The following is a 23,586-nucleotide window of genomic DNA, read 5'->3' on the forward strand; positions in this document are numbered from 1 at the left end:
AACATGGAGTCAAGCAGTCTTATCGCGCAAGAACAAGCGCAGCTGAAACAAGCCGTTGCTGATGCCGTTGCAATGGCAAAAAAATTAGGCGCCGATCAAGCCGAAGTGGCGGTCAGTCGCCAAACCGGGATTTCGGTCAACACCCGGATGACGGAAGTTGAGAATATCGAGTTTAATCATGATGGCGCTTTGGGTATTAGCGTTTATGTTAATGGCCGCAAGGGCAACTCATCGACCTCGGATATTAGCCAGGAATCAATCAGCCGAGCGGTGCAAGCTGCCATTGAAATCGCCAAACATACCAGCCAAGACCCTTTTTCTGGCCTAGCCGATGCTGAGCTGCTGGAGCGTGCACCACGAGATCTCGACTTATTTCATCCCGCTTCTCTTGATCCCGATGAAGGCCTGAACATTGCCAAGGCTTGTGAAGAAATCGCGTTAAACTCAGATAGCCGTATTGTTAATTCCGATGGCGCAAGTTACAGCAGTCACTTAGGTATTAAGGTTTATGGAAATAGCCACGATTATGTGCAGAGCTATTTAACCAGTCGCCATAGTTTAAGCTGTGTACTCATCGCCCAGCAAGGCAATGAAATGGAGCGCGACTACAGCTATACCATGGCGCGTAATAGCGCTGATTTATGGCTACCAGAGCAGGTGGCTAAAGAAGCCATGGAGCGCACTGTGGCTAAATTAGGCGCTCGCAAAATAGATACATGTAGCTGCCCTGTGCTGTTTTCATCGGACAGTGCGGTCAGTTTATTCGGCCATCTGGTGAATGCCATCAGTGGTGGTAGCCTTTACCGTCAATCGTCATTCTTACTTGAGCGCTTAAACACCCAGGTTTTTCCTAGTTGGTTCAATATTAGCGAACGTCCCCATATCTTAGGCGGACTTGCCAGCTCACCTTATGATGCCGAAGGGGTAAAAACCCAAGATCGCGATATTATTCTCAACGGCGATCTTAATACCTACCTGTTGACCAGTTATTCGGCGCGTAAGCTCGGCATGACGACCACAGGCCATGCCGGCGGGATCCATAACTGGTTTGTGCAAAGTAATCATGGTGATCTTGACGATATGCTGCGTAAACTTGGCACCGGCTTATATGTTACCGAGTTAATGGGGCAAGGCGTGAATGCCGTATCAGGAGATTACTCTCGCGGCGCGGCGGGCTTTTGGGTTGAAAATGGTGAGATAGCTTTTCCCGTTCATGAGGTCACCATAGCTGGGAATCTTAAAGACATGTTTATGGGGATCCAAGCCGTCGGCAGTGATGTGGATTTACGCAGCAGTTTGCAAACCGGCTCGGTGCTGATTGACAACATGAAGGTTGCCGGTAGTTAATTGACGGCCTGTTGATTTATTGGCCCTGTAGTGAAATACAGGGCCTGCTTGGTTCAACTACGTAAAAATAGGGTCGCCATACCGAGAAAGGAAAATAGCCCAACCACATCTGTGATAGTGGTTAATGCCATGCCGCCCGCCAGTGCCGGATCGATGTTGAATTTTTTCATGACAAGTGGAATACACACCCCAGCTAAACCCGCTACCGATAAGTTAATAAACATAGCGCCAGCAATCACATAGCCGATATTAACATCGCCTTTCCAGATCACCACGGCGACCGCCACCAAAATAGCCCAAATCAAGCCATTTAATAGGCCTATTGACGCTTCTTTCATGATTAATATTCGGCTGTTGGCATCACCGATATGGCCAACCGCCATACCTCGAATAACCAGCGCTAAGGTTTGATTACCGGCAATGCCGCCCATACTGGGTACGATAGTCATCAGCACGGCTAAGGTTGCGATTTGCGAAATCGTCGCTTCAAACATATTTGATACCGAAGCCGCAAGAAAAGCTGCACCTAAGTTAACGGTCAGCCAAAAGGTACGGCGTTTGGTACTTTTAAGTATTGGCGCAAAGGTATCTTCGTCGTCATCCATACCCGCCATACCCATCATCTTATGGTCGGCGTCTTCGCGAATAATATCGACCACGTCATCGATGGTTATCCGGCCTAATAATTGGCCGTTTTGGTCAACCACGGGGGCACTGATAAGGTCACGACGTTCAAAAATTTTCGCGATTTCTATATCTTCCATTTCCACGGGGATACGTTTTTTGCTTTTGTCCATTACCTCGCTAACGCGCGAACTAGGATCGACCGTGAGTATGGTTGCTAGGGTTACTTCACCCAATAACTTGTCATGTTTATCGACCACATAAAGGGCATCTGTGCCTTCGGGAAGCTCGGTTTTGAGGCGTAAATATCGCAGTACCACATCGATGGTGACATCGGGTCTAAGGGTGATGGTGTCGGTGTTCATCACGCTACCCGCGGTATCTTCGGGGTAGCCTAGCGCTTGCTCAAGACGATGCCTATCTTGGGCATCCATTTGCGACAATACGTCTCGATAAGCGTCTTCATCTAGACCACTAAGTACATAGGCAAGATCGTCGGTATCCATGCCTTCGGTGGCGGCAACCAGATTTTCCGTATCCATTAACGCCAAAATACTGTCGCGGGCGTCTTCGTTTAATTCTTCAAGGATTTCACCTTGTTGCTCAGGATCGGTCAGCTGCCAAATATTGCGCCGTTCACCTTGCGGCGATGATTCAAGTAGTAGGGCGATATCTTCAGGGTGGAGATGTTGCAGCATGCGCCGAGCATGGACATACATACCGCTGCTGAGGGCTTTATTTAATTCGATTAGGCGCTCATGTGTGTTTAGATTAACTAGCTTATCTAGCATCTGTAACTTCCCCCCTTGAGAGCTGTACTATCAAAATCTAACGTACCCGTATAACCCTTTCGGAACCATAGTGGATGTTTAGAGAGGCGATAGTAAAAAATTGGATTAGTTATTCTTCTTCTTCAAATTTGTCTTCTATGAGTTGTTTAACCGCTTCCAATGCATTGTGTGCATCGGCTCCTTGCGCTTGAATTAAAATTTGTTGGCCTTGGCATGTTTCGAGCATTAGTAAACCCATCACACTGGCCGCTGAAGCTGATTTATCACCGTGGACTAAGGTCACAGTGGCGTCGAATTTTAACGCTAATTCAGCCAGTTTTACAGCTGCTCGTGCATGTAAACCTAGCTTATTTTTTATCGTAATGTGTTGTTCTAGTTGCGACATGTAGGGCCTGTTAATCTTTTAGTTTTTCCAACGTTCGGTGGCGGATCTGTACTTGATGATCGGCTTTAAAATACTCGGCTAATTTTTCGGCGATGTAAACAGAACGATGTTGCCCGCCTGTACAGCCAATCGCAATGGTGACATAACTGCGGTTGTTACGCTCAAGGTGAGGCAGCCAAGTACCAATTAAATTTTCCAGTTGCCAAATAAACTTAACCACTAAGGGCTGTTCGGACAGATAATGTTGTACGTCGGCATCGAGCCCTGTTTGCGGCTTTAATTCCGGCACCCAGTGCGGGTTAGGTAAAAAACGAGCATCAAAGACATAATCTGCGTCTTTAGGTAAGCCGTTTTTAAAACCAAAGGATTCAATCACCAGCACGAGTTCATGATTCTTTTGTCCCAGCACGCGCTGTTTTACCAATTCGCTGAGATCATGAATCGACATATCGCTGGTATCTATGCGCAGATCCGCGGATTCAGATATTGGCTCCAGTAGCGCGGTTTCTTGATCTATGGCTTGAGATAAAGATAACTTCATCTTAGCTAAAGGATGCAAGCGGCGCGTTTCACTGTAACGACGAACCAAGATGGCGCTACTTGCGTCTAAAAACAAAGTAGTTAGCTCTACTTGTTGCGCTAATCCCTGAATGGTGGTGTGCAGCTCATTAGGATCAAGCGGTAAGTTTCGCACATCAATGCTAACTGCGACTGCCTCATAATTGTCCTGTAAGCTTGTGATTAAAGCCGGAAGTAAAGGCAGTGGCAAATTGTCGACACAGTAATAACCTAGGTCTTCTAGTACCCGCAACGCTACCGTTTTACCAGAGCCTGAGCGACCACTCACTATGGTGAGTTTCATATTTTTTCCGTTTAAGGTGTGCAGATCACATCAAACAGCTCTGCATCGGTTTTCGCTGCACGCAGCTGACGACAGATTTGTTTATCCGAGAGTTTACCCGCAATAAGTGACAGTGTTTTTAAATGTTCGCTACATTGGCTTTCTGGTACCAAGACGGCAAACAATAAATCGACAGGTTGATTATCGATGGCGCTGAAGTCGATAGGGCTTTCGCATTGGATAAAAATTCCCGTAACGGGATATTCATCGCTGATCCTGGCATGGGGAATAGCGATACCGCAACCCACACCTGTGGTGCCAAGGCGTTCACGTGTGAGCAGATTTTCAAACACCACCTTAGCGTCGATGTTAAGTTTGCCAGCTGCTAACTCGCTAATGATTTCTAGGGCTTTTTTCTTGCTTGAACAAGAAACTGCACTTAACGTGCAGTCTTGGGTTAATAATTCATTAATTTGCATATTTGAGTTAAGACTGTTTCAGCTTTTCCTTGTGCTTGATCACTTGGCGATCTAATTTGTCAACCAAAGCATCTATTGCAGCATACATATCAGTATCTTGGGCAGTAGCGAAAACCTCACCACCGGTTAGGTTAATTTTGGCTTCCGCAATTTGGTTTAATTTTTCGACGTTAAGTATCACCAAAACGGAATTAATGCTATCAGAATGTCGTTCAAGTTTAGAGAATTTCGTTTCTACATAATTGCGCATTGAATCAGTGATATCAATGTGGTGACCTGATAGGTTTATTTGCATATCGACTCTCCTGTTACTGTCTATAATAGACTCTTGCGTTGGTTAGAAGGCGGAATGTTTAATGATTCTCTATATTTAGCTATTGTTCTGCGGGCAACTTTGATGCCTTGATCGGCCAGTAGCTGAGTGATTTTACTGTCACTTAGTGGCTTGGCTGGTGTTTCGGCTGCGACTAGTTTTTTAATGAGTGCGCGAATGGCCGTTGATGAACATTCACCGCCACTTTCAGTTGCTACATGGCTGGAGAAGAAATATTTTAGTTCAAAAATACCTCTTGGGGTGTGCATGAATTTTTGCGTGGTAACGCGAGATATGGTCGATTCATGCATTTCCACTGCCTCGGCCACATCGTTCAATACCATAGGTTTCATGGCTTCATCGCCGTATTCAAAAAAGGCCACTTGATGCTGTACGATACAATTCGCCACCTTCATTAGGGTTTCATTGCGGCTTTCAAGGCTTTTAATAAACCATTTGGCTTCTTGCAAATGTGAGCGGATAAATTGGCTGTCATCGCTATTGCGCGTTTGTTTGGCAAAGGCGGCGTACTGATCATTGACGCGTATTTTTGGCATGCTGTCGGGGTTAAGTTCAACCACCCAGCGGCCCGCTTTCTTTTGTACCGAGACATCGGGCACTATGTATTGGGCGTCGAGTTCAACCACCGCATTACCGGGGCGCGGCTCTAAGGTGTGAATTAAACGCATGACCTCGCGCAGCTCTTCTTCTTTGAGCTTGGTCTTACGGCTTAACGTTCGGTAATCGCGGTTTGCCAGTAAGTCCATGTGCTCTTTGATGATGGCAATGGCTTCGGCTAACCAAGGTGTATCGGGTGATATTTGGTTTAATTGGATCAGCATGCACTCCTGTGCGGAGCGGGCTCCAACACCGAGGGGATCAAAGTGCTGCAGCCGTTTAAGCACGGCTTCTACTTCATCTAGCTCAACCTCAAGATCATCGGATACGACACTTTCTAAAATATCTTCACTGGAAACGGTGAGGTAACCTGATTCATCGATGGCATCAATAATCGCTAGCGCGATGGCGCGGTCGGTTTCACTAAATGGCGTGAGCTCCATTTGCCATATCAGGTGATCTTGTAGGTTAGCGCTGGTTTCACCTTGGTAAATATAGTCGCTGTCATCCCCACCTGAGCCAACGCCTGTGCTGCTTGAGCCCGCATTGGTGGTGAAGGTGTCATCCCACGTCGAATCAGTGGGTAGTTCATCCGGAATATCGTTTTGCGCCATGGCTTCACTGGTTTCAAGCTGGCTACTGGTATCATTGTCGTAGCTGGGCTCGTCGCCGCTATGCTCGTTTTCTTCAATTTCGAGCAAGGGGTTAGACTCAATGGCTTCTTGGATTTCTTGCTGTAACTCTAATGTAGAAAGCTGCAACAAGCGAATGGCTTGCTGTAGCTGAGGGGTCATCGTTAACTGCTGACCTAAACGCAACTGTAGGGTTGGTTTCATTAAATTCCTGTTACATCACTCAATAGGTATGAGAGCTTGGATGTTGGGGTGAGCTCAAGCATCCAAATTCGGGTTACCTTTAAAACTATAGCTTGAATTGATCGCCAAGGTAGACTCGTTTTACTTGTTCGTTTTGTAAAATTTCTGCCGGCGTTCCCGTGGCAATCATTTCCCCATGGCTCACTATATAGGAATATTCACATACATCTAGTGTCTCTCTCACATTATGATCAGTGATTAATACACCTAAGCCTCTGTCTCGTAAGTGTTCTATGATTTTTTTTATATCAATTACTGAGATAGGATCAACCCCAGCAAAGGGCTCATCGAGCAAAATAAATTGCGGATCGGCGGCCAATGCTCGCGCAATTTCAACCCGCCTTCTTTCACCACCCGACAGGGCCATACCTTTACTGTCTTTAATATGGGTGATGTGAAACTCCTCGAGCAGCTCATTGAGCCGGTCTTGTTTTTGTTCACTAGAAAGTTCATCACGTATTTCTAATATGGCCATGATGTTTTGCGCCACGGTGAGACGGCGGAAAATAGACGCTTCTTGTGGCAAATAGCCAATCCCTTTTTGTGCTCGTACATGCATGGGTTGACTTGAGATCTCTTGATCATCGATAAAAATTTGCCCTTCGTCGCGTTTAACCAGGCCAACTACCATGTAAAAGGTGGTGGTTTTTCCCGCTCCGTTGGGGCCGAGCAGACCCACGATTTGGCCTGTTTCAACTTGCAGGCTAACGCCATTGACCACACGGCGGTTTTTATAACTTTTTGCTAAGTCTTTTGCTTGAAGGATTGCCATTATTGCGCCGTTTCATTAGATGAGTTTGATTTATTTTTTTGCTCTACTTGTGCGGGAAGAAACACGGTTCGAGTTTGCTGATCGCCTTTTTCACCCTCAATTTGGCGCGTGGTGATGTTGTAAGTAATCTTTTCCGCGGTGTAATTACTATCTAACTGCGATAGGGTGGCTTTTTGTGTCAAAATAATTTGATTGGTTTTTTTCAAATAGCGAATTTTGTTGGCGCGAGCTTCAACGGGTTTGCCATCGTCCATCATTTGATAGAAGGTCGCCGGATTGCCGGTGGCGATCATTTCTTCTTCACCCGCTTTATGGCGGATACCGACTAATTTGCTAGCCGTCATTTTAATGCTGCCTTGGGTAACAACCACATTACCATTAAAGGTTGTTGTATTGTTGTCAAGGTTTGCGGTGTTGGAATCGGCGCGGATCACGATTTCCTTAGTGGAGTCGGACTTAAGAGCGTAGCTTGGTGCGCTCAGAATAAGTAATGATGCGAGTAAAAGGTTAAGGTTTTTCATTTAAATAAGTCGCCGTTACTTGATTTAATAAACTGATGTTTTTGCCATTCAATTCACCGAACAGGCCTGTCCCTTGTTGCTTAATTTGATCGCCATATAGAGTAACAAGGTCGTTTGAATGAAGCTCGTTGTTGACCAAATCCAGCGTTAATTTGTCGGTGGTGATCAAATTTATGTGTTGGTCATGGGTTAAATTAGTGATGGTTACATTGTCACTGAGCTCAAAGGTATCCTGATCGAACAAGGTGCCATTATCGCCGGTAATTTGCCATTGGGTTTGATCGTTATTGCGAAATACCACCACAACCGGCTTAGCAAACTCGGTTTTGAGTTGATCTTGATAATGGTGCATTTGAGTCGCAAAAATACGGTAATCCACTGTGCCATTGGTATTAAACATGGTCGATTGGATTTGATTGGCCACAAAATAAGCTTGGGAAGGGTCTCTTGCTTGTTTGGGCTGTTCGTCCGCTTTAAAGTACTGCCACGCTCCAAGCGAGATCGCAAAAAGTACAAAAAGCCAAGCATTTAGCTTGTTCATACACTGGTTCCCTGAGCTTGCTCTAGTAAGCCTTTACTGCATAACAGTAAATCACACACTTCTCTGACTGCGCCATATCCCCCTTTAATGCTGGTTATGTAGTCAGCTTGCTGTTGGACGATAGGGTGCGCATCGGCGACCGCGATACCTAAACCAACCTGAGTCATTACAGGTAGATCGATGACATCATCACCAATATAGGCTATTTCGTTAGGCGTCAGTTGTAATTCTTTGAGTAGTTGTTGATAGGCTATCAGCTTATCATCTTGGCCTTGAAAAATATGGGGTACGCCAAGTGCAGTCATTCTGTTATTTACGATGGCAGATTGTCTGCCGGTGATAACCGCAACCGCAATATCGGCATTTAAAATCGCTTTAATGCCAAAACCATCACGAGTGTGAAAGGCTTTGAGCTCTTCACCTTGGTTGCCCATGTAAATCCGGCCATCAGAGAATACCCCATCAACATCACAAATCAGTAACTTGATTTGACAAAACTGTTGTTGCTGCGCTTGTGTTAGTGCGCCATAGGGGGTATTCAGCATAACTAAACCTTAATCTGGTTACATGGTGTAAAACAATAATACCTGATAAGCAATAAAGCAGGCTAACAGTAATCCGCCTTCGACTCGGGTAATTTCCTTGATTTTGCCATTACCAGCCACAATTAGCAGTAAAACCGTTACCCCTAACATGTAATACATATCACGACCGGCTGCGCTCGCATCTATGGCTCCAGGGGCTATAAGACCCGGAATAGCCAGCACGGCAAGAATGTTGAAAATGTTTGAGCCAACAATATTACCTAGGGCTAAATCGCCTTCTTTTTTTAGCACACTCGCAATACATGCGGCTAATTCCGGTAAACTGGTGCCGATTGCAATGATGGTTAAGCCGATAACCAAGTCTGAAATACCAAAATATTGTGCAATACCCACAGCAGATTCGACCAATTTGTCTGAGCTGTAAATTAACAAGCCAAGACCTAACACTAACCAGAATAAAGCTTGCCATAGTGGTACATCGGAAGGGATTTCCTCTTCTAGCTCACTGACTAAGGGGTCTTGCTGATCTGGGTTTTTTAGTGCCATATAGGTTAGACCGCCGATGGTGGCGAAGAAACCTAGCATTAATAATGAGCCTTCAAGCAGAGTTAATTGCAAATCCCACAATAACCACGCGGCCAACAAACTCGTTAGCATTACCATAGGCAGCTCGCGGCGCATGGTTGAAGAAGCGACTAACATAGGGCGAAGCAGAGCCGTTAAACCAAGCACTAAAGTAATATTGGTGATGTTTGAACCAATCGCATTACCTATCGCGATCGCGGTATTGGGTGGGGCATTTAAACTGGCACTTGCTGCAACCATCATCTCGGGGGCCGAAGACCCCATTGCGACTATGGTTAGGCCGATAACCAAAGGAGAAATCCCCAAGTTGCGAGCGATAGCCGCAGCACCAAAGACAAATTTGTCTGCACTCCATACCAATGCTGCTAGGCTAACAACGAGTATTATTATATTAAGCCAAAGGATATTCGCTTCCATAATTCCTTTCTAAAAACTGTGATCGAAAAACAGTATTTTCTCGTTTCTGGTAACAAATGTGAAGTGTTTGAGTATGTTTATTATTGAGCATAAAATAATGCTCTGTATTTTCGGTAAATTTGTAATAATGGAACCGCTTAAATGGAACATCTTGTTCGGGTTTGTGGAATGCACTTTGCTAGGCAGCAACGTGTTTTATTTAATAACTTAAACCTTAATGTCAGGCGAGGCCAGATTACGGCTATTTTAGGCCCTAGTGGCATAGGCAAAACCACCTTACTTAAACTGATCGGCGGTCAGCTAACCCCCACCCAAGGTGAGGTTTTCTTTGCTGACCAAAGTGTGACACATGCGAATCGAGCGCAACTGTTTAAGTTACGCAGAAAGATGGGGTTATTGTTTCAAAGTGGTGCCTTGTTCCCCGAATTAACGGTATTTGAAAATGTGGCTTTTCCGCTTCGCGAGCACACCCATTTAGATGAAAGTGTATTGCGAACCTTAGTACGGATGAAGTTAGAGTCTGTTGGCCTGCGCGGTGCAGAAAATTTATTGGCCACGGAATTATCTGGCGGAATGGCTCGACGAGTGGCTTTGGCGCGCGCTACGGCACTCGATCCAGAGTTAATGATGTACGACGAACCCTTTGCAGGCCAAGACCCTATTTCAATGGGGGTGTTGTTAAAGTTAATTCGGGATTTGAATCACTCGTTGGGGCTGACGTCGATTGTGGTGAGTCATGATGTTAAGGAAGTACTCGAAATAGCGGATTACGTTTATGTTTTAGCGGATCAGAGTATTATCGCGCAGGGCACACCAAGCGAAATAAAATCGAATCCGGATCCCCGCTTAATTCAGTTTGTTAATGGTTTGCCCAACGGTCCAGTGCCGTTTCACTATCCCGCCACTGATTTTGTAGAGGATTTAATGTCATCGTGATCGCCGCTATTCAACAACTCGGCCAGCGCACCATCCGCTTTATACTGCAGCTTGGTGCCGCTGGCGCTATGCTAGTGAGTGCCCTGTTTGCCAAGCCAACATTAAAGTTGGGGCGCTTGGTTTTGTTGCAGGTGTACCAACTAGGTGTTTTATCTTTGCCAATTATTTTAGTGGCAGGTTTGTTCATTGGTATGGTGCTCGGTCTGCAGGGCTATAATGTATTAATCAATTACGGCGCCGAGCAAAGTCTTGGCACCATGGTCGCACTTTCATTGTTGCGAGAGCTTGGCCCTGTTGTAACGGCATTGTTGTTTGCTGGTCGTGCTGGTTCGGCATTAACCGCCGAGGTGGGTTTAATGAAAGCCACCGAGCAACTCGCAAGCATGGAAATGATGGCTGTTGATCCCCTTAAACGGATTATTGCACCGCGGTTTTGGGGAGGCGTACTGGCTATGCCCATGCTGGCCTTTATGTTTTCACTGATTGCTATTTGGGGCGGCAGTGTTGTTGGCGTCAATTGGAAAGGCATTGATAGTGGTGGCTTTTGGTCGGTGATGCAGGCCAGTGTCGATGTTAAGCTGGACATCATTTACGGCTTTATTAAAAGTGCCGTGTTTGCCTTTGTGATTGTTTGGGTCGCACTATATAACGGCTATTACGCGAAGCCTTCGTCGGCAGGTATTAGTGAAGCGACCACACGAACGGTGGTTAATGCTTCCTTATTGGTGTTAGCGTTAGATTTTGTTTTAACTATTTTTATGTATGGCTAGGAAGTCGTAATGAGTGAAAAGAAAATTCATTTTGCGGTAGGTTGTTTTATTTTAGCCAGTTGTTTAGCGCTGGTTTTATTAGTGATGCAGGTTGCTGGTTTTTCCTTTAGTCGCGACCAAGGCAGCTATATGCTGATGGCTAAGTTCGACAATATTGGCGGCCTTAAGGTTCGCTCACCGGTAAAACTGGGTGGGGTCGTGGTCGGGCGAGTTGAAGCTATCACCTTAGATCCTGACAGCTATACACCATTGGTCACCTTAAAAATGGATCAAAAATTTGGCTATTATCCTGAAACCAGCTCGCTATCGATTTTGACGGCAGGTTTACTGGGAGAGCAGTTTATTGGGTTACGCCCCGGCTTTATTGATGAAGATATTGAGTTGCTCGGTGATGGCGATACTATTTATGACACTAAATCGGCCTTAGTGTTGGAAGATTTGATTGGCCAGTTTTTATTTTCTATGCAAGACAAAGATAAGGAATAATGATGCTTTTTCGTTGGTTTAGTGCGATTTGTTTATTGGTGATGAGTATTTCTTTATCTGCTGCACAGCAAGAATATCAAGATCCTTATCAATTGGTAGAAGACGTAGCGACGGATGTTTTTACTCGAGTTAAAACTGAGCAAGTTAAGTTAGAACAAGATCCTAGCTACGCTGAGCAAATTGTCCGAGAAGACTTATTGTTTTACGTAGACATCAAATATTCGGCATATAAGGTTATTGGTCCTGAGCTAAAAAATACCACTCCTGCGCAGCGTGAAGCATTTGTTGAGGCTTTTCGTGACCATATGGTGATCACTTATTCTAACGTGTTGTTTCAGTATGATGAACAAACCCTAAAATTGGGCTCGCGAAAAAATGTCGCAGGGCAAAAAATCGTTAGTGTGCCGGTCTCTTTTGTTCAAGAAGGGGCGCCGGAAATTAATGTGGTGTTCAAATTAAGAGCGGGTAAAAGCCAAGATAAAAGTAACAAAACACCGGTGTGGCGTGTGTTTGATGTTGTGACCGAGGGGGTTAGCTTGTTAACCACTAAGCAGTCTGAATTGGGCGGCTTGATTCGCAAGCAAGGTATAGACAAGGTGACTGAGCAATTAATTGCTAAAAATAAAGCCATGGGAAGTAGTAACTAATGTCAGCCGTCGATTTGGCTCTGAACCCCGCAGCTGTGGCGCGATTAAGTTACTCTGTAGTCGACGATAATTTAATATTATCGGGAGAGCTTATTTCAAGCCAGGTCGAGTCGCAGGTCCCATCAATCAATGCTGCGGTAAAGACAGTTGATCTTAGCGGAATTCATGCATTTGATTCCGCTGGGCTTGCATGGCTTGTGACTTACTTTACTGATCCGCAATTACGTTTTGTCAATTATCCTGCAGATTTAAGCCAGCTTGCTGATTTATATGGTTTAACCGCTTTATTCCCCGCGTCTGGTTGCGCAAATGAAAAGCGCGATTGTTAACAAAATCAGGATTAATCGAGCCTTAGCTGTTTAACTTAACTGCAATTGGTGATAAAACAGCTGGCTTTGTGGCATATAAGACTGATCCTGCTATCAGCTAGCCCATGCTTTTTCGTATTTTTTCTAACTTTAAAAGTAGGATTTAAAATGGATCCAAAAGAGATAGAGGCGAAGTTATTAGCTGCACTCCCTCTTGCAGAGTGCTATGTCAAAGGTGAAGGTAATCATTTTCAAGTGATTGCTGTGGCCGACATATTTAATGACATGAGTCGCGTTAAACAGCAACAAACCATCTACGCTCCCTTGATGGAAGAAATTGCCGCAAACACGATCCACGCCCTCAGTATTAAAGCTTTTACGCCTCAGCAATGGCAGAAAGAAAAAATATTTAATCAGCCATCCTAATTCGAGGTATTAATGGATAAGTTTTTAATTAAAGGTGGGTGCACCCTAAACGGCGAGGTAACTATTTCGGGTGCGAAAAACGCAGCGTTACCTATTCTGTTTGCTACCTTGCTTTCTAATCATGAAGTTGTGATTTCTAATGTTCCTAAACTGCGTGATATTCGCACTACTTTAGCGTTACTGCGTGAATTAGGTGCAAGTGCTGAGCAAAATGGTGAAGTTGTCATCAATGCTGGCGGGGTTAACTGTCAGAAGGCTCCTTATGATTTAGTTAAAACCATGCGTGCATCTATCCTAGCACTTGGCCCTTTAGTGGCAAAGTACGGTAAAGCGGATGTGTCGCTGCCGGGTGGCTGTGCTATCGGCGCTAGACCCGTCAACTTGCACATTCACGGTTTAGAACTAATGGGTGCAAACATCGTTGTTGAAGATGGCTATATTAAAGCTCGCGTTGATGGCCGCTTAAAAGGCGCGCATATCGTGATGGATATGGTGAGTGTAACAGGCACCGAAAACTTAATGATGGCGGCTGCTCTTGCTGACGGTACCACCGTGATTGATAATGCAGCTCGTGAACCTGAAGTGGTTGACTTAGCAAACTTTATTAATGAGTTGGGTGGTAAAATTTCTGGCGCTGGCACGGACACTATCACCATTGAAGGTGTTGAAGCCTTAACCGGTGGTCATTATCAAGTTCAACCCGATCGCATCGAAACAGGCACCTTCTTAGTGGCTGCTGCGGTAACCGGTGGCAAGATCACTTGCCGTAAAACCAGTCCTAAGCTACTTGAGGCGGTACTCGCTAAACTAGAAGATGCGGGTGCGTTAATTGAATCTGGCGATGATTGGATCTCGTGTGATATGCGTGATCGTCCCCTTAAATCGGTTAACGTGAAGACCGTACCTTATCCTGGCTTTCCAACGGATATGCAAGCTCAGTTTACTGTGTTAAACGTGGTTGCCGAAGGGGCTGGGCGCGTGACGGAAACCATTTTTGAAAACCGTTTTATGCACGTGCCAGAATTACAGCGCATGGGGGCCGATGTTGAGCTAGAAGGTAACACCGCAATTTGTGCGCATACCAAGCAACTATCGGGCGCACAAGTGATGGCGACTGACCTACGTGCTTCTGCCAGCTTGGTTATCGCAGGCTTAGTGGCTAAGGGCGAGACCATAGTAGATCGTATTTACCATATTGATCGCGGCTATGAGTGTATCGAGAATAAACTCATTCCACTTGGCGCGACCATGGAGCGAATTGCTTAAGCATTAGCGCTCATAAGAGATGATAATAGCCGCTGATGCGGCTATTTTTTTAGCTTGGATTTAGCTGGAGAGTTTAGATAAAGGATTTAATTCAAGAGTTTCGTTTTCGATTAATATTCGCTTAAGGATTCTTGCTGTTGTTTGAGCACATCAAAGTCGGCGACTTCTATTGTTAGCTCAAGCTCTTCGCCGTCACGTAAAAGTTTGACCTTAATCTCCTCGCCGGGGCGAACTTCAGCCACGCGATCAAGTACATCGGAAACCCCAGTTACGGGTGATTCGTTGATGGCTAACATCACGTCGGATGTTTTCATTCCGGCTATATCGGCGGGGCCATCAGGCATAACCCCTGTGATCATGATGCCTTGCTGAGCTTCTATACCCCAAAGTTTGGCCATGACAGGGTTGATTGGCCCGCCAAGTACGCCAATTGAGCCACGGATCACTCGTCCGTCTTTAATTAAGCTATCCATGATACGCGCAACCAGCAGATAGGGCACAGCAAAGCTAATGCCGTAGCTATCTAGGTTTTGAGTGACATGAAAGGCTGAGGTATTAATCCCGACCATTTCGCCGCGGCTGTTGATCAAGGCTCCACCTGAATTTCCTCGGTTAATGGCGGCATCTGTTTGTAAGAAGTCTTGGCGTCCCGTGGAACTGATGCCGGTGCGTCCGGTTGCACTAATAATGCCCTGAGTAACGGTTTGGCCTATGTTGTAAGGATTGCCGATAGCCAATACTAAATCGCCAACCTTAGGTGAGTAAGCGGGGTTTTGTGGTATAACGGGCAGGTTTTCGGCATCGATTTGTAACACTGCAAGGTCGGTCACCTTATCGGCACCGATCATTTGCGCCGTGAGTAAGCGGCCATCTTGCAGCGCAACCAGTACCTGATCGGCCTCTTCAACCACGTGCATGTTGGTTAAAATATACCCTTTTTCGCTCATAATAATACCTGAGCCAAGTCCGGTTGGACGCAGCTCGGGTGGGCTATTTATGTTGGAGCGTTGGTAATTTTGCGAATAGATATTAACCACCGCAGGAGCCGCTCGGCGCACCGCGTTGCTATAGCCGTCGACTTGACCGCTATAGGTCTCTATTTGTTCGGCAAAAGGCAGCTCATGATTATTACGCAGCGGCGGGAAAAAGATCAGTAAAAAAATGGCAATAAATAAGCCGATAGCAACAGATTTGAGGATATAGCGCAGCGCTGAAGACATGATCAGTTAATTGTTTAAATAAAAAAAGCAGGATAACAAAAAATGGGGCAAAAAAAACGCCCGCATTGCGAGCGTTTGACCAAGGCAAAAGTTTTAGCGTATTACACGATATAAAGAGGCGTTTCCGCGCTTGATATTCAGCGCCAGTACGGCGGGTTTATCCTCAATAACCTTACGCATATCATCCATGTCTTTGACGCGATAGCGATTGATGCCCAAAATAATATCCCCTTGCTCAAGACCCGCACGGGCAGCAGGTGAATTAGGCTTAACCTCTTCAACCAGTACTCCTTTGACTTTATCGTCGCTGTTACTTAATGATGCGCCATCGAGTGCTGGATGGAGTGATTTAGCTGCAATGTTAGACTCTTTAGCTTGTTGCAGGGTGACGTTAAAGACTTTCTCTTTGCCATCTCTTACCACGGTTAGGGTGACTTTTTTACCTGCCCCTAAGGTCGCTATTTTGGCGCGTAGCTCACTGAAGGTTCGGATCTTCTGATTGTTTAGCTTAGTGATAATATCACCCGCCTCGATGCCAGCTTGCTCGGCAGCTGAGCCCGCTACAACTTCATTAACAAAGGCGCCATGTTGCGTATCATGGCCAAAGGCTTCGGCAAGCTCTGGCGTTAGTTCTCGGCCTGTGATGCCCAATAAGCCACGGCGCACTTCACCGTATTCAAGGATTTGTGCTGTGAGGTTTTTAACCATGTTGACGGGAATAGCAAAACCGATGCCTATGTTGCCACCATTAGGGCCTAAGATTGCGGTGTTGATACCAATCAACTCACCGTTCAGGTTAAGTAGCGCGCCGCCCGAGTTACCACTGTTGATAGCGGCATCGGTTTGGATAAAGTTCTCATAGTTTTCGATGTTCAAGCCGCTGCGGCCAAGTGCGCTAACAATACCTGAGGTGACCGTTTGCCCTAAACCAAAGGGGTTACCGATCGCGATGGTAAAGTCGCCGACGCGCAGATCATCGGAATTGGCGAGTTTAATTTCGGTCAGATTTTTACCATCGATTTTTAGTAATGCAATGTCGGACTGTTGATCTTCACCAATCTTTTCAGCCAGATATTCTTTACCGTTATTGAGGGTCACTTTTATTTCATCTGCTTGATGAATAACATGGTAGTTAGTGATCACATAGCCCTTGTCGGCATCAATAATGACGCCCGAGCCAAGGCCTCGAAAAGGTTGTTTGGCGCCCTCAAGGGCATCCGGGCCAAAGAAATGACGAAATGGCTCGGGAATATTTTGTCTGGTGACTTTAGTGCCTGCAACGGAAATATTCACGACCGCAGGAGAAACCTGCTCCAATAATGGTGCTAGGCTGGGTAAATTTTGGCCGTCGACGTGGAGTGGGTGGGCAGCTTGTGCTGAAATGCTACCAAAGGCCATCGCGGTGGATAGTGCAATTGCAGTTAAAACGGAAACCGATTTTTTCATAATGCGTGCTCTCCTAAAATACGATATGTAGCGTTATACCTCAATAAAAGCTTAGACAATTAAGCTCTTTACAGATCTTTACCCTAGTTGACATTGGCTTTGCTAACACGCCAAAAACAGCGCTTTGGCGCGTAGTCTAGATGTCGCGTTTTACTTGTTCTTATCTTGTGTCTCTTGCTCCGGTTTTTGGTCGTCAGAAGTTGCATCTAGCCCCGATGGCTGAGGCTCTTTTGCTCTCGGCTCTAGTGGCTCTTGCTTTGTTTCTTCGCTGTTTTCCGGCTGCTCAGATTCGATAGAGGCTGCTTTAGTTGTTGTTGAAGCTTCCGTGGGTTCTTCGTCTTGTTGTTCTTGCTCCGGTGAACGCTCAGCTGCCAATGTGGTTGTGTCAGTTAATTGAGCCGTTTCAGGCTCGTGTTTGTTGCGCTTGAAAATAGAAATGCTGCGCGACGCTTCTTCGGCCGGCAGCAACTGCGCTGCATCGGTTGACATATGTTGGTATAAGGTTTGATATTGCTGCGCGATGCTGTCCATTAGATCCGCTGTTTTGGCAAAATGGGTTGAGACTTGCTGCTGATATTTACTTTGCTCTGCGGCTTGCTGTTTTAGTTCACTTTGGCAAGCTGAAAGTTGAGTCTGGTAATCATTAAGCTGCTGCTGTTGTTCGGTGACTTGTTGCTCAAATTTGGCGGCTTGTTTGTTGCTAGGAAAACGGCGCCCAATCATGAAACCGATAACGAGGGCGAATAAGAAAACGCTGATGATGGTTACTTCTGTCATGCTAACTCCGGCTCAATAAAGAGTATTAAAGATAATAATGGGCGCGTTGGTGACCTTGAGTCATGGTAATTGTTACCTCGCGCCATCACTTTCAAGCAATTAACCCCAGAAATTGCTGGAGCTAAATTAAACTTGAGTATATACCCAATCTACTTGAAGATGCATGTCTCAGAGCGCCACCGTGCTTTCAATACTAGGCACGCTAATGCAGGAATGTAGGTACCTTCTAAATTAGCGTAACAACGTAGTGGAGGTACGGTGGCGCTCCCAAAGGGCAAGTTTTACAGGTGTTTATGCCGCGTTATTGATTTTGATAAGGGAACAACCATTACCTGCAATCAATGCCTTGCCTAAACGCCTGTAAACTCTTGCTGAAATCAAGCATCTCCAGGTTGATTGGGTATACATTGCTATCACTTGCTGTTGCAATTTTGTGAAAGATTGGTAAAGCTTGCGGCAACAGACTCAGCTTAACCATTTAAGGATATAAATAAAGCCTGTGACGCCATTACTCAAGTACCAAAATGATTTAAAACGTGAAGATTTTTTTTACGATGCAGCCCAAGAGCAAGCAGTATTGGCGCTAGATAGGCTTTATCATGACTTATTAAAGCCGATGCCTAAGCCTGATACGAGTAGTTGGCTAAATCGTATCAAGCTTAAATTTCAAAAAACTGAGCCGATTGAACCCGTTCAAGGTTTGTATTTTTGGGGCGGGGTGGGACGAGGTAAGACTTATTTAGTTGATACCTTTTTTGATTGCTTGCCCTTCACAGAAAAAATGCGGGTGCATTTTCATCGCTTTATGCACCGAGTGCACCAAGAGTTAGGCTTGTTGAAACATCAGCCTGATCCTTTGTTAGTGATTGCTGACAAACTTGCAGCCGAAGCGCGGGTGATTTGCTTTGATGAGTTTTTCGTTTCTGACATCACTGATGCCATGTTATTGGGCACCTTGTTTGAGGCGCTATTTGAGCGCGGCGTGGTGCTGGTCGCTACGTCCAATATCATTCCCGATGAGCTTTATCGAAATGGCTTACAGCGAGAGCGGTTTATTCCTGCGATCAAGTTGATTAATCGGCATTGCCAAATCGTGAATGTGGACAGTGGCATAGATTATCGGCTGCGTACCTTGGAGCAGGCTGAGATTTATCATGCGCCACTTGACGACAAGGCCAATGAAAATCTACAGCGATATTTTCTACAACTTTCCAATGAACCGCGCCAATATGATCTTTCGATAGATATTCTCAATCGCCAGATCCCGGTCATAGCGGAAGCCGACAGCGTCTTGTTTATTGCATTTTCGGCCTTATGTGAAAGTGCGCGCAGTCAAAATGATTATATTGAGATGGCGAAAATCTATCACACTGTGCTGCTAGCCAATGTCAAGGTGATGGGTGGGGACAATGATGATGCGGCTCGTCGTTTTATTGCCATGGTAGATGAATTCTACGAGCGTCATGTGGCTCTGATTATTTCGGCCGAAGTGGAAATGGACCAGCTTTATCGTGGTGGCCGCCTAAGCTTTGAGTTTCAGCGTTGTCTGTCTCGTTTGCAAGAGATGCAAAGTAAAGAGTACTTGGCGAGAGAGCATTTAGCTTAGCTATTTGGCTAAATTAGCGACAATCTAGCCCAAATTAGCGACAAAAAAAGATGATTTCTAAAATGCTTTTCCGTATAATCCTGCGACCCCCAGTTACAATCACCAACTTTGGTGGATTTGTTGGCACCAAGTGTTCGTATTCGAAGGGGTACGAAGGTGGTATTTAATCGCTACTTTAAGTGTTAAGTAGTCATTTCGTAACATTTTTTAATTTTGGGTAAGAGTTTAATGAAAACTTTTGTTGCAAAACCAGAAAGCGTACAACGCGACTGGTATGTGGTAGATGCTGAAGGTAAAACTTTAGGTCGTTTAGCTACTGAAATCGCTTCTCGCCTACGCGGTAAGCATAAAGCAGAATACACTCCACACGTTGACACTGGTGATTACATCATCGTTGTTAACTGTGAGAAGATTGCTGTAACTGGCAATAAAGCTGCTGGTAAGATTTATCACTCTCACACTGGTTACCCAGGTGGTTTGAAATCAATCTCTTTCGAAAAGCTAATCGAAAAAGCGCCAGAGCGTGTGATTCAATCAGCTGTTAAAGGTATGTTGCCAAAAGGTCCTCTAGGCCGCGCAATGTTCCGTAAATTGAAAGTTTACGCGGGTTCTGAGCATCAACATGCAGCTCAACAACCACAAGTTTTAGACATCTAATACGGAATTCAGGCAAATGGCAAATCAATACTACGGCACTGGTCGTCGCAAAAGCGCTACTGCTCGCGTTTTCCTAAAAGCGGGTAGCGGTAACCTAACAATCAACAACCGTTCTCTTGAAGAGTTTTTCGGTCGTGAAACTTCTCGCATGGTTGTTCGTCAGCCACTAGAGTTGACTGAACTAACTGAAAAGTTCGACATCAAGGTAACTGTTAAAGGTGGTGGTACTACAGGTCAAGCTGGTGCTATCCGTCACGGTATCACACGTGCTCTAATGGAGTACGACGAGACTCTACGTAGCGAGCTACGTGCAGCTGGTTTCGTTACTCGTGATGCGCGTAAAGTTGAGCGTAAGAAAGTGGGTCTACACAAAGCACGTAAACGTCCACAATTCTCAAAACGTTAATATTTCGTTTTTCGAGAATACAAAACCCGACTTTTGTCGGGTTTTTTTTTACCTGTTGCATATCGTCTTGTTTGGCGTTGGGCACAGACATAAAGCGCAATATTTCGACAGAGTTGAACTTGTCTTGTGGTTAACTCTCAGAATTAGATGCTGAAAAAATGTTAAAGACATTATCAGCTTGTCAAATTGCGGCTATTTCTTTAGAATTCACACGATTTTTCTGTGACAAATATACCGACCCCGTAACGCAGAAATCTGCATAAAAGCTAGAATTGATTTACCGCAAGGGAAATAATAATAATCGCGGAGTCCGTAGGGAGAGTTTTTGGATGAGCAATGCGCCTGTGAATACTGGCCGACGTATGTTTCTTACTGCGACAACAGCTGTTGTCGGAGCAGTAGGGGCTGTGGGTGTCGCCGTGCCATTTATCAAATCATGGAACCCGAGTGCCAAGGCGAAAGCCGCTGGTGCACCGGTGGAAGTGGATGTAAGTAAAATTGAACCTGGTCAATTGATTCGTATTGAATGGCAAGGTAAACCGGTATGGGTGGTATCCCGTACTGAAGCTGCATTAAAAGACCTTGCAGCTCATGATGACAAATTACGAGATCCTAATTCGCAGGAGCCTCAACAGCCTGATTACGCTGCCAACCCAGAGCGTTCAATCAGACCTGAAATATTTGTTGCTGTTGGTATCTGTACCCACTTAGGTTGTTCGCCGACGTATTTACCAGATAGTTTTGGTGAATTGGTTGAAGGCGTGAAAAGTGGTTTCTTCTGTCCTTGTCACGGTTCTAAATTTGACATGGCAGGACGTGTATTCCAAAACGTACCAGCACCGTTGAACTTAGCTATACCTCCTTATCATTTTAAAGATGAGAATACTGTACTAGTAGGTGTATCAGAGGGAGATGCATAATGATTAAAGGACTAGTGACAGGTGTCATTGATTGGGTTGATGCTCGCATCCCTATGTCTGACACTTGGAATAAACATTTAGCCCAATATCCAACGCCAATTAACTTTAACTTTTGGTACTTCTTTGGTTCATTGGCCATGTTAGTACTGGTTAACCAAATCCTGACGGGTATCTGGTTAACGATGAACTACAACCCTTCGGCAGAAGGTGCGTTTGCTTCTATTGAATACATCATGCGTGATGTTGAGTATGGTTGGCTACTACGCTACATGCACTCTACTGGCGCATCTTTCTTCTTCATTGTTGTTTACCTACACATGTTCCGTGGTCTTATTTATGGTTCTTACCAAAAGCCGCGTGAGCTAATTTGGGTATTCGGCATGTTGATCTTCTTCGTACTGATGGCTGAAGCCTTCATGGGTTACTTACTACCTTGGGGACAAATGTCGTTCTGGGGTGCGCAAGTAATTATCTCATTATTTGGTGCTATTCCAATTATTGGTGATGACCTAACTCAATGGATCCGTGGTGACTTTGTTATCTCAGGTGCAACCTTAACGCGTTTCTTCGCGCTGCACGTTGTTGCGCTACCTTTAGTCTTAGTTGTGTTAGTTTTCCTACACATAGTTGCATTACATGAAGTAGGCTCTAACAACCCTGAAGGTATTGAGATTAAGAAGAAAAAGGGCAGCGTTCCAGAAAGTGAACTAAGTCCATTTAAATACCACAAGCAGTTCTCTGGTAAGAAAGATATCGTTGATGCAGCCCCATTCTTCCCATACTTTGTGGTGAAAGACGTAGTAGGTGTGGCAGTATTCCTGTTCTTCTTTGCTGCAGTGATTTTCTACTGGCCAGAAGGTGGTGGTTACTTCCTTGAGCCACCTAACTTTGAGCCGGCGAATGGTCTGAAGACACCTGAGCATATTGCGCCAGTTTGGTACTACACGCCTTTCTACGCTATCTTGCGTGCGATCCCTGATAAGCTATTAGGTGTTATCGTGTTTGGTAGTTCGGTTGCGATTTTGATTTTCTTACCTTGGATTGATCGCGGTAAGGTACGCTCTATTCGTTACCGTAGTACACTGCACAAATTAAACATAGTTCAGTTTACTATCTGTTTCATTGTATTGGGTATTCTTGGTGCATTACCGGCAACGCCGCTGTACACCTTAATCTCTCAAATATGTTCATTTGGTTATTTTGCCTTCTTTGTCTTGCTGTTTATTTACAGTAAAAACGAGAAATGTAAGCCAGTGCCAGAGAGGATCACCAAATAATGAAAAAGTTACTTATTACTTTATTTGCGCTGCTGCCGAGCCTAGTGTTCGCAGCGGGTCCAAGTATCCCTTTGGACAAAGCAGATTATGATTTAACCGATAAGGCATCACTGCAAAATGGTGCTAAGTTGTTCATGAACTACTGTTTTGGTTGTCATGCTACGGGTTATCAGCGTTATGAGCGTGTTGCTAACGATCTGGATATTCCAAATGACATCATGATGGATAATTTAGTCTTCACCGATCAAAAGATTGGTGATCTAATGCATAACGCCATGGACAAAAAAGAAGCAGCTAAATGGTTTGGTGCTGCGCCACCGGATCTAACCTTAGTTGCACGTCTACGTGGTGCTGATTGGTTATACACTTACTTACGCTCTTTTTACGCCGATCCAAGTCGTCCATTTGGTGTTAACAACAGTGTCTTTCCTGATGTAGGTATGCCACATGTGTTAGAAGAACTACAAGGGATCCCAAACCCTGTATTTGAAACCGAAATGGTTGACGGCGTAGAGCATAAGACCTTAGTTTCGATTGAAGCAGATGGCAGTGGTGAACTTAGTACAGATGAATATAACCAAGCTGTGTTAGATATGGTAAACTTCTTGGTCTATGCTGGTGAACCGATGCGTGTTGAACGTGAACGTCTAGGTGTATTCGTACTTGGATTCATCTTTATCTTCTTCATCACCGCTTACTTGCTGAAGAAAGAGTTCTGGCGCGACGTTCATCATTAATCGAGCCGAATAAAAATTGTTACTAATGGCAATGGGGTTTAGCCTCA

The 23,586-nt window shown here is 45.1% G+C and carries 28 protein-coding genes; 14 read left to right on the top strand and 14 right to left on the bottom strand.

Annotation, left to right across the window (positions count from 1 at the left end):
• Nucleotides 1–3: 3 nt before the first annotated feature.
• Nucleotides 4–1,347, top strand: a complete 1,344-nt coding sequence (pmbA, locus tag ACK8OT_RS07620; RefSeq protein ID WP_410195903.1) for a metalloprotease PmbA — start codon at nt 4–6, stop codon at nt 1,345–1,347.
• Nucleotides 1,348–1,400: 53 nt separating this feature from the next.
• Here pmbA and mgtE read toward each other — a convergent pair whose 3' ends face one another.
• The 11 genes from mgtE to ACK8OT_RS07675 form a co-directional block, all read right to left on the bottom strand.
• Nucleotides 1,401–2,762, bottom strand: a complete 1,362-nt coding sequence (gene mgtE, locus ACK8OT_RS07625; RefSeq protein ID WP_410195904.1) for a magnesium transporter — start codon at nt 2,760–2,762, stop codon at nt 1,401–1,403.
• Nucleotides 2,763–2,871: 109 nt separating this feature from the next.
• Nucleotides 2,872–3,147, bottom strand: a complete 276-nt coding sequence (locus ACK8OT_RS07630) for an HPr family phosphocarrier protein (RefSeq protein ID WP_410195905.1) — start codon at nt 3,145–3,147, stop codon at nt 2,872–2,874.
• Between the two features lie 10 nt (nt 3,148–3,157).
• Complete coding sequence (rapZ, locus tag ACK8OT_RS07635) at nt 3,158–4,009, bottom strand: RNase adapter RapZ (protein ID WP_410195906.1); 852 nt, start codon at nt 4,007–4,009, stop codon at nt 3,158–3,160.
• An 11-nt stretch (nt 4,010–4,020) separates the two neighbouring features.
• Nucleotides 4,021–4,467: a PTS IIA-like nitrogen regulatory protein PtsN gene (ptsN, locus tag ACK8OT_RS07640; RefSeq protein WP_410195907.1), complete on the bottom strand. Its 447-nt coding sequence runs from the start codon at nt 4,465–4,467 to the stop codon at nt 4,021–4,023.
• A gap of 7 nt (nt 4,468–4,474) precedes the next feature.
• Nucleotides 4,475–4,762 carry a ribosome hibernation promoting factor gene (gene hpf / locus ACK8OT_RS07645; RefSeq protein ID WP_410195908.1) on the bottom strand — a complete coding sequence of 96 codons (288 nt, stop codon included), beginning with the start codon at nt 4,760–4,762 and terminating at the stop codon, nt 4,475–4,477.
• A gap of 20 nt (nt 4,763–4,782) precedes the next feature.
• Nucleotides 4,783–6,234 (bottom strand): RNA polymerase factor sigma-54, encoded by a 1,452-nt coding sequence (locus ACK8OT_RS07650; RefSeq protein WP_410195909.1) that lies wholly within the window; start codon nt 6,232–6,234, stop codon nt 4,783–4,785.
• A gap of 85 nt (nt 6,235–6,319) precedes the next feature.
• Nucleotides 6,320–7,045, bottom strand: coding sequence for an LPS export ABC transporter ATP-binding protein (lptB, locus tag ACK8OT_RS07655; protein WP_410195910.1), 726 nt, complete (start codon nt 7,043–7,045; stop codon nt 6,320–6,322).
• Nucleotides 7,045–7,566 (bottom strand): lipopolysaccharide transport periplasmic protein LptA, encoded by a 522-nt coding sequence (lptA, locus tag ACK8OT_RS07660; RefSeq protein WP_410195911.1) that lies wholly within the window; start codon nt 7,564–7,566, stop codon nt 7,045–7,047. The genes lptB and lptA overlap by 1 nt, the downstream gene beginning before the upstream one ends.
• Nucleotides 7,553–8,107: an LPS export ABC transporter periplasmic protein LptC gene (lptC, locus tag ACK8OT_RS07665; protein WP_410195912.1), complete on the bottom strand. Its 555-nt coding sequence runs from the start codon at nt 8,105–8,107 to the stop codon at nt 7,553–7,555. The genes lptA and lptC overlap by 14 nt, the downstream gene beginning before the upstream one ends.
• On the bottom strand, nt 8,104–8,652 hold the full coding sequence (gene kdsC / locus ACK8OT_RS07670; protein ID WP_410195913.1) for a 3-deoxy-manno-octulosonate-8-phosphatase KdsC: 549 nt from the start codon (nt 8,650–8,652) through the stop codon (nt 8,104–8,106). The genes lptC and kdsC overlap by 4 nt, the downstream gene beginning before the upstream one ends.
• An 18-nt stretch (nt 8,653–8,670) precedes the next feature.
• Complete coding sequence (locus ACK8OT_RS07675; protein ID WP_410195914.1) at nt 8,671–9,654, bottom strand: calcium/sodium antiporter; 984 nt, start codon at nt 9,652–9,654, stop codon at nt 8,671–8,673.
• 141 nt (nt 9,655–9,795) lie between these two features.
• On the opposite strand from ACK8OT_RS07675, the gene ACK8OT_RS07680 reads away from it, so the two are divergent.
• From ACK8OT_RS07680 to murA, 7 genes are all read left to right on the top strand, one after another.
• Nucleotides 9,796–10,590 carry an ATP-binding cassette domain-containing protein gene (locus tag ACK8OT_RS07680; RefSeq protein WP_410195915.1) on the top strand — a complete coding sequence of 265 codons (795 nt, stop codon included), beginning with the start codon at nt 9,796–9,798 and terminating at the stop codon, nt 10,588–10,590.
• A complete protein-coding gene (gene mlaE, locus ACK8OT_RS07685; RefSeq protein WP_410195916.1) occupies nt 10,587–11,360 on the top strand; it encodes a lipid asymmetry maintenance ABC transporter permease subunit MlaE in 774 nt (257 codons plus the stop codon). The genes ACK8OT_RS07680 and mlaE overlap by 4 nt, the downstream gene beginning before the upstream one ends.
• A gap of 9 nt (nt 11,361–11,369) precedes the next feature.
• Nucleotides 11,370–11,846: an outer membrane lipid asymmetry maintenance protein MlaD gene (gene mlaD, locus ACK8OT_RS07690; protein ID WP_410195917.1), complete on the top strand. Its 477-nt coding sequence runs from the start codon at nt 11,370–11,372 to the stop codon at nt 11,844–11,846.
• Nucleotides 11,846–12,493: an MlaC/ttg2D family ABC transporter substrate-binding protein gene (locus ACK8OT_RS07695; protein ID WP_410195918.1), complete on the top strand. Its 648-nt coding sequence runs from the start codon at nt 11,846–11,848 to the stop codon at nt 12,491–12,493. The genes mlaD and ACK8OT_RS07695 overlap by 1 nt, the downstream gene beginning before the upstream one ends.
• A complete protein-coding gene (locus ACK8OT_RS07700) occupies nt 12,493–12,822 on the top strand; it encodes an STAS domain-containing protein (protein ID WP_410195919.1) in 330 nt (109 codons plus the stop codon). The genes ACK8OT_RS07695 and ACK8OT_RS07700 overlap by 1 nt, the downstream gene beginning before the upstream one ends.
• Before the next feature lie 147 nt (nt 12,823–12,969).
• Complete coding sequence (locus tag ACK8OT_RS07705; RefSeq protein ID WP_410195920.1) at nt 12,970–13,227, top strand: BolA family protein; 258 nt, start codon at nt 12,970–12,972, stop codon at nt 13,225–13,227.
• Nucleotides 13,228–13,239: 12 nt separating this feature from the next.
• On the top strand, nt 13,240–14,493 hold the full coding sequence (gene murA / locus ACK8OT_RS07710; protein ID WP_410195921.1) for a UDP-N-acetylglucosamine 1-carboxyvinyltransferase: 1,254 nt from the start codon (nt 13,240–13,242) through the stop codon (nt 14,491–14,493).
• Nucleotides 14,494–14,603: 110 nt separating this feature from the next.
• Here the strand turns inward: murA and degS are convergent, their stop codons facing one another.
• From degS to ACK8OT_RS07725, 3 genes are all read right to left on the bottom strand, one after another.
• Nucleotides 14,604–15,713 carry an outer membrane-stress sensor serine endopeptidase DegS gene (gene degS / locus ACK8OT_RS07715; protein ID WP_410195922.1) on the bottom strand — a complete coding sequence of 370 codons (1,110 nt, stop codon included), beginning with the start codon at nt 15,711–15,713 and terminating at the stop codon, nt 14,604–14,606.
• A 93-nt stretch (nt 15,714–15,806) separates the two neighbouring features.
• Nucleotides 15,807–17,159: a Do family serine endopeptidase gene (locus ACK8OT_RS07720; protein ID WP_410195923.1), complete on the bottom strand. Its 1,353-nt coding sequence runs from the start codon at nt 17,157–17,159 to the stop codon at nt 15,807–15,809.
• A gap of 150 nt (nt 17,160–17,309) precedes the next feature.
• A complete protein-coding gene (locus ACK8OT_RS07725) occupies nt 17,310–17,936 on the bottom strand; it encodes a Z-ring associated ZapG family protein (RefSeq protein ID WP_410195924.1) in 627 nt (208 codons plus the stop codon).
• Nucleotides 17,937–18,435: 499 nt separating this feature from the next.
• On the opposite strand from ACK8OT_RS07725, the gene zapE reads away from it, so the two are divergent.
• The 6 genes from zapE (at nt 18,436) to ACK8OT_RS07755 (ending at nt 23,539) form a co-directional block, all read left to right on the top strand.
• Nucleotides 18,436–19,542: a cell division protein ZapE gene (gene zapE / locus ACK8OT_RS07730; RefSeq protein WP_410195925.1), complete on the top strand. Its 1,107-nt coding sequence runs from the start codon at nt 18,436–18,438 to the stop codon at nt 19,540–19,542.
• Between the two features lie 228 nt (nt 19,543–19,770).
• The gene (gene rplM / locus ACK8OT_RS07735; RefSeq protein WP_233071997.1) at nt 19,771–20,199 is read left to right on the top strand and encodes a 50S ribosomal protein L13; all 429 of its coding nucleotides are present in this window, start codon (nt 19,771–19,773) and stop codon (nt 20,197–20,199) included.
• Between the two features lie 16 nt (nt 20,200–20,215).
• The gene (rpsI, locus tag ACK8OT_RS07740) at nt 20,216–20,605 is read left to right on the top strand and encodes a 30S ribosomal protein S9 (protein ID WP_410195926.1); all 390 of its coding nucleotides are present in this window, start codon (nt 20,216–20,218) and stop codon (nt 20,603–20,605) included.
• A gap of 329 nt (nt 20,606–20,934) precedes the next feature.
• Nucleotides 20,935–21,525 (top strand): ubiquinol-cytochrome c reductase iron-sulfur subunit, encoded by a 591-nt coding sequence (gene petA, locus ACK8OT_RS07745; RefSeq protein ID WP_410195927.1) that lies wholly within the window; start codon nt 20,935–20,937, stop codon nt 21,523–21,525.
• Nucleotides 21,525–22,802 (top strand): cytochrome b, encoded by a 1,278-nt coding sequence (locus tag ACK8OT_RS07750; protein WP_410195928.1) that lies wholly within the window; start codon nt 21,525–21,527, stop codon nt 22,800–22,802. The genes petA and ACK8OT_RS07750 overlap by 1 nt, the downstream gene beginning before the upstream one ends.
• Nucleotides 22,802–23,539: a cytochrome c1 gene (locus tag ACK8OT_RS07755; RefSeq protein ID WP_410195929.1), complete on the top strand. Its 738-nt coding sequence runs from the start codon at nt 22,802–22,804 to the stop codon at nt 23,537–23,539. The genes ACK8OT_RS07750 and ACK8OT_RS07755 overlap by 1 nt, the downstream gene beginning before the upstream one ends.
• Nucleotides 23,540–23,586: the final 47 nt, after the last annotated feature.

It is taken from the genome of Motilimonas thetidivivens, assembly GCF_046452435.1.
In the GTDB taxonomy this organism is placed as follows: domain Bacteria; phylum Pseudomonadota; class Gammaproteobacteria; order Enterobacterales; family CBDFNC01; genus Motilimonas.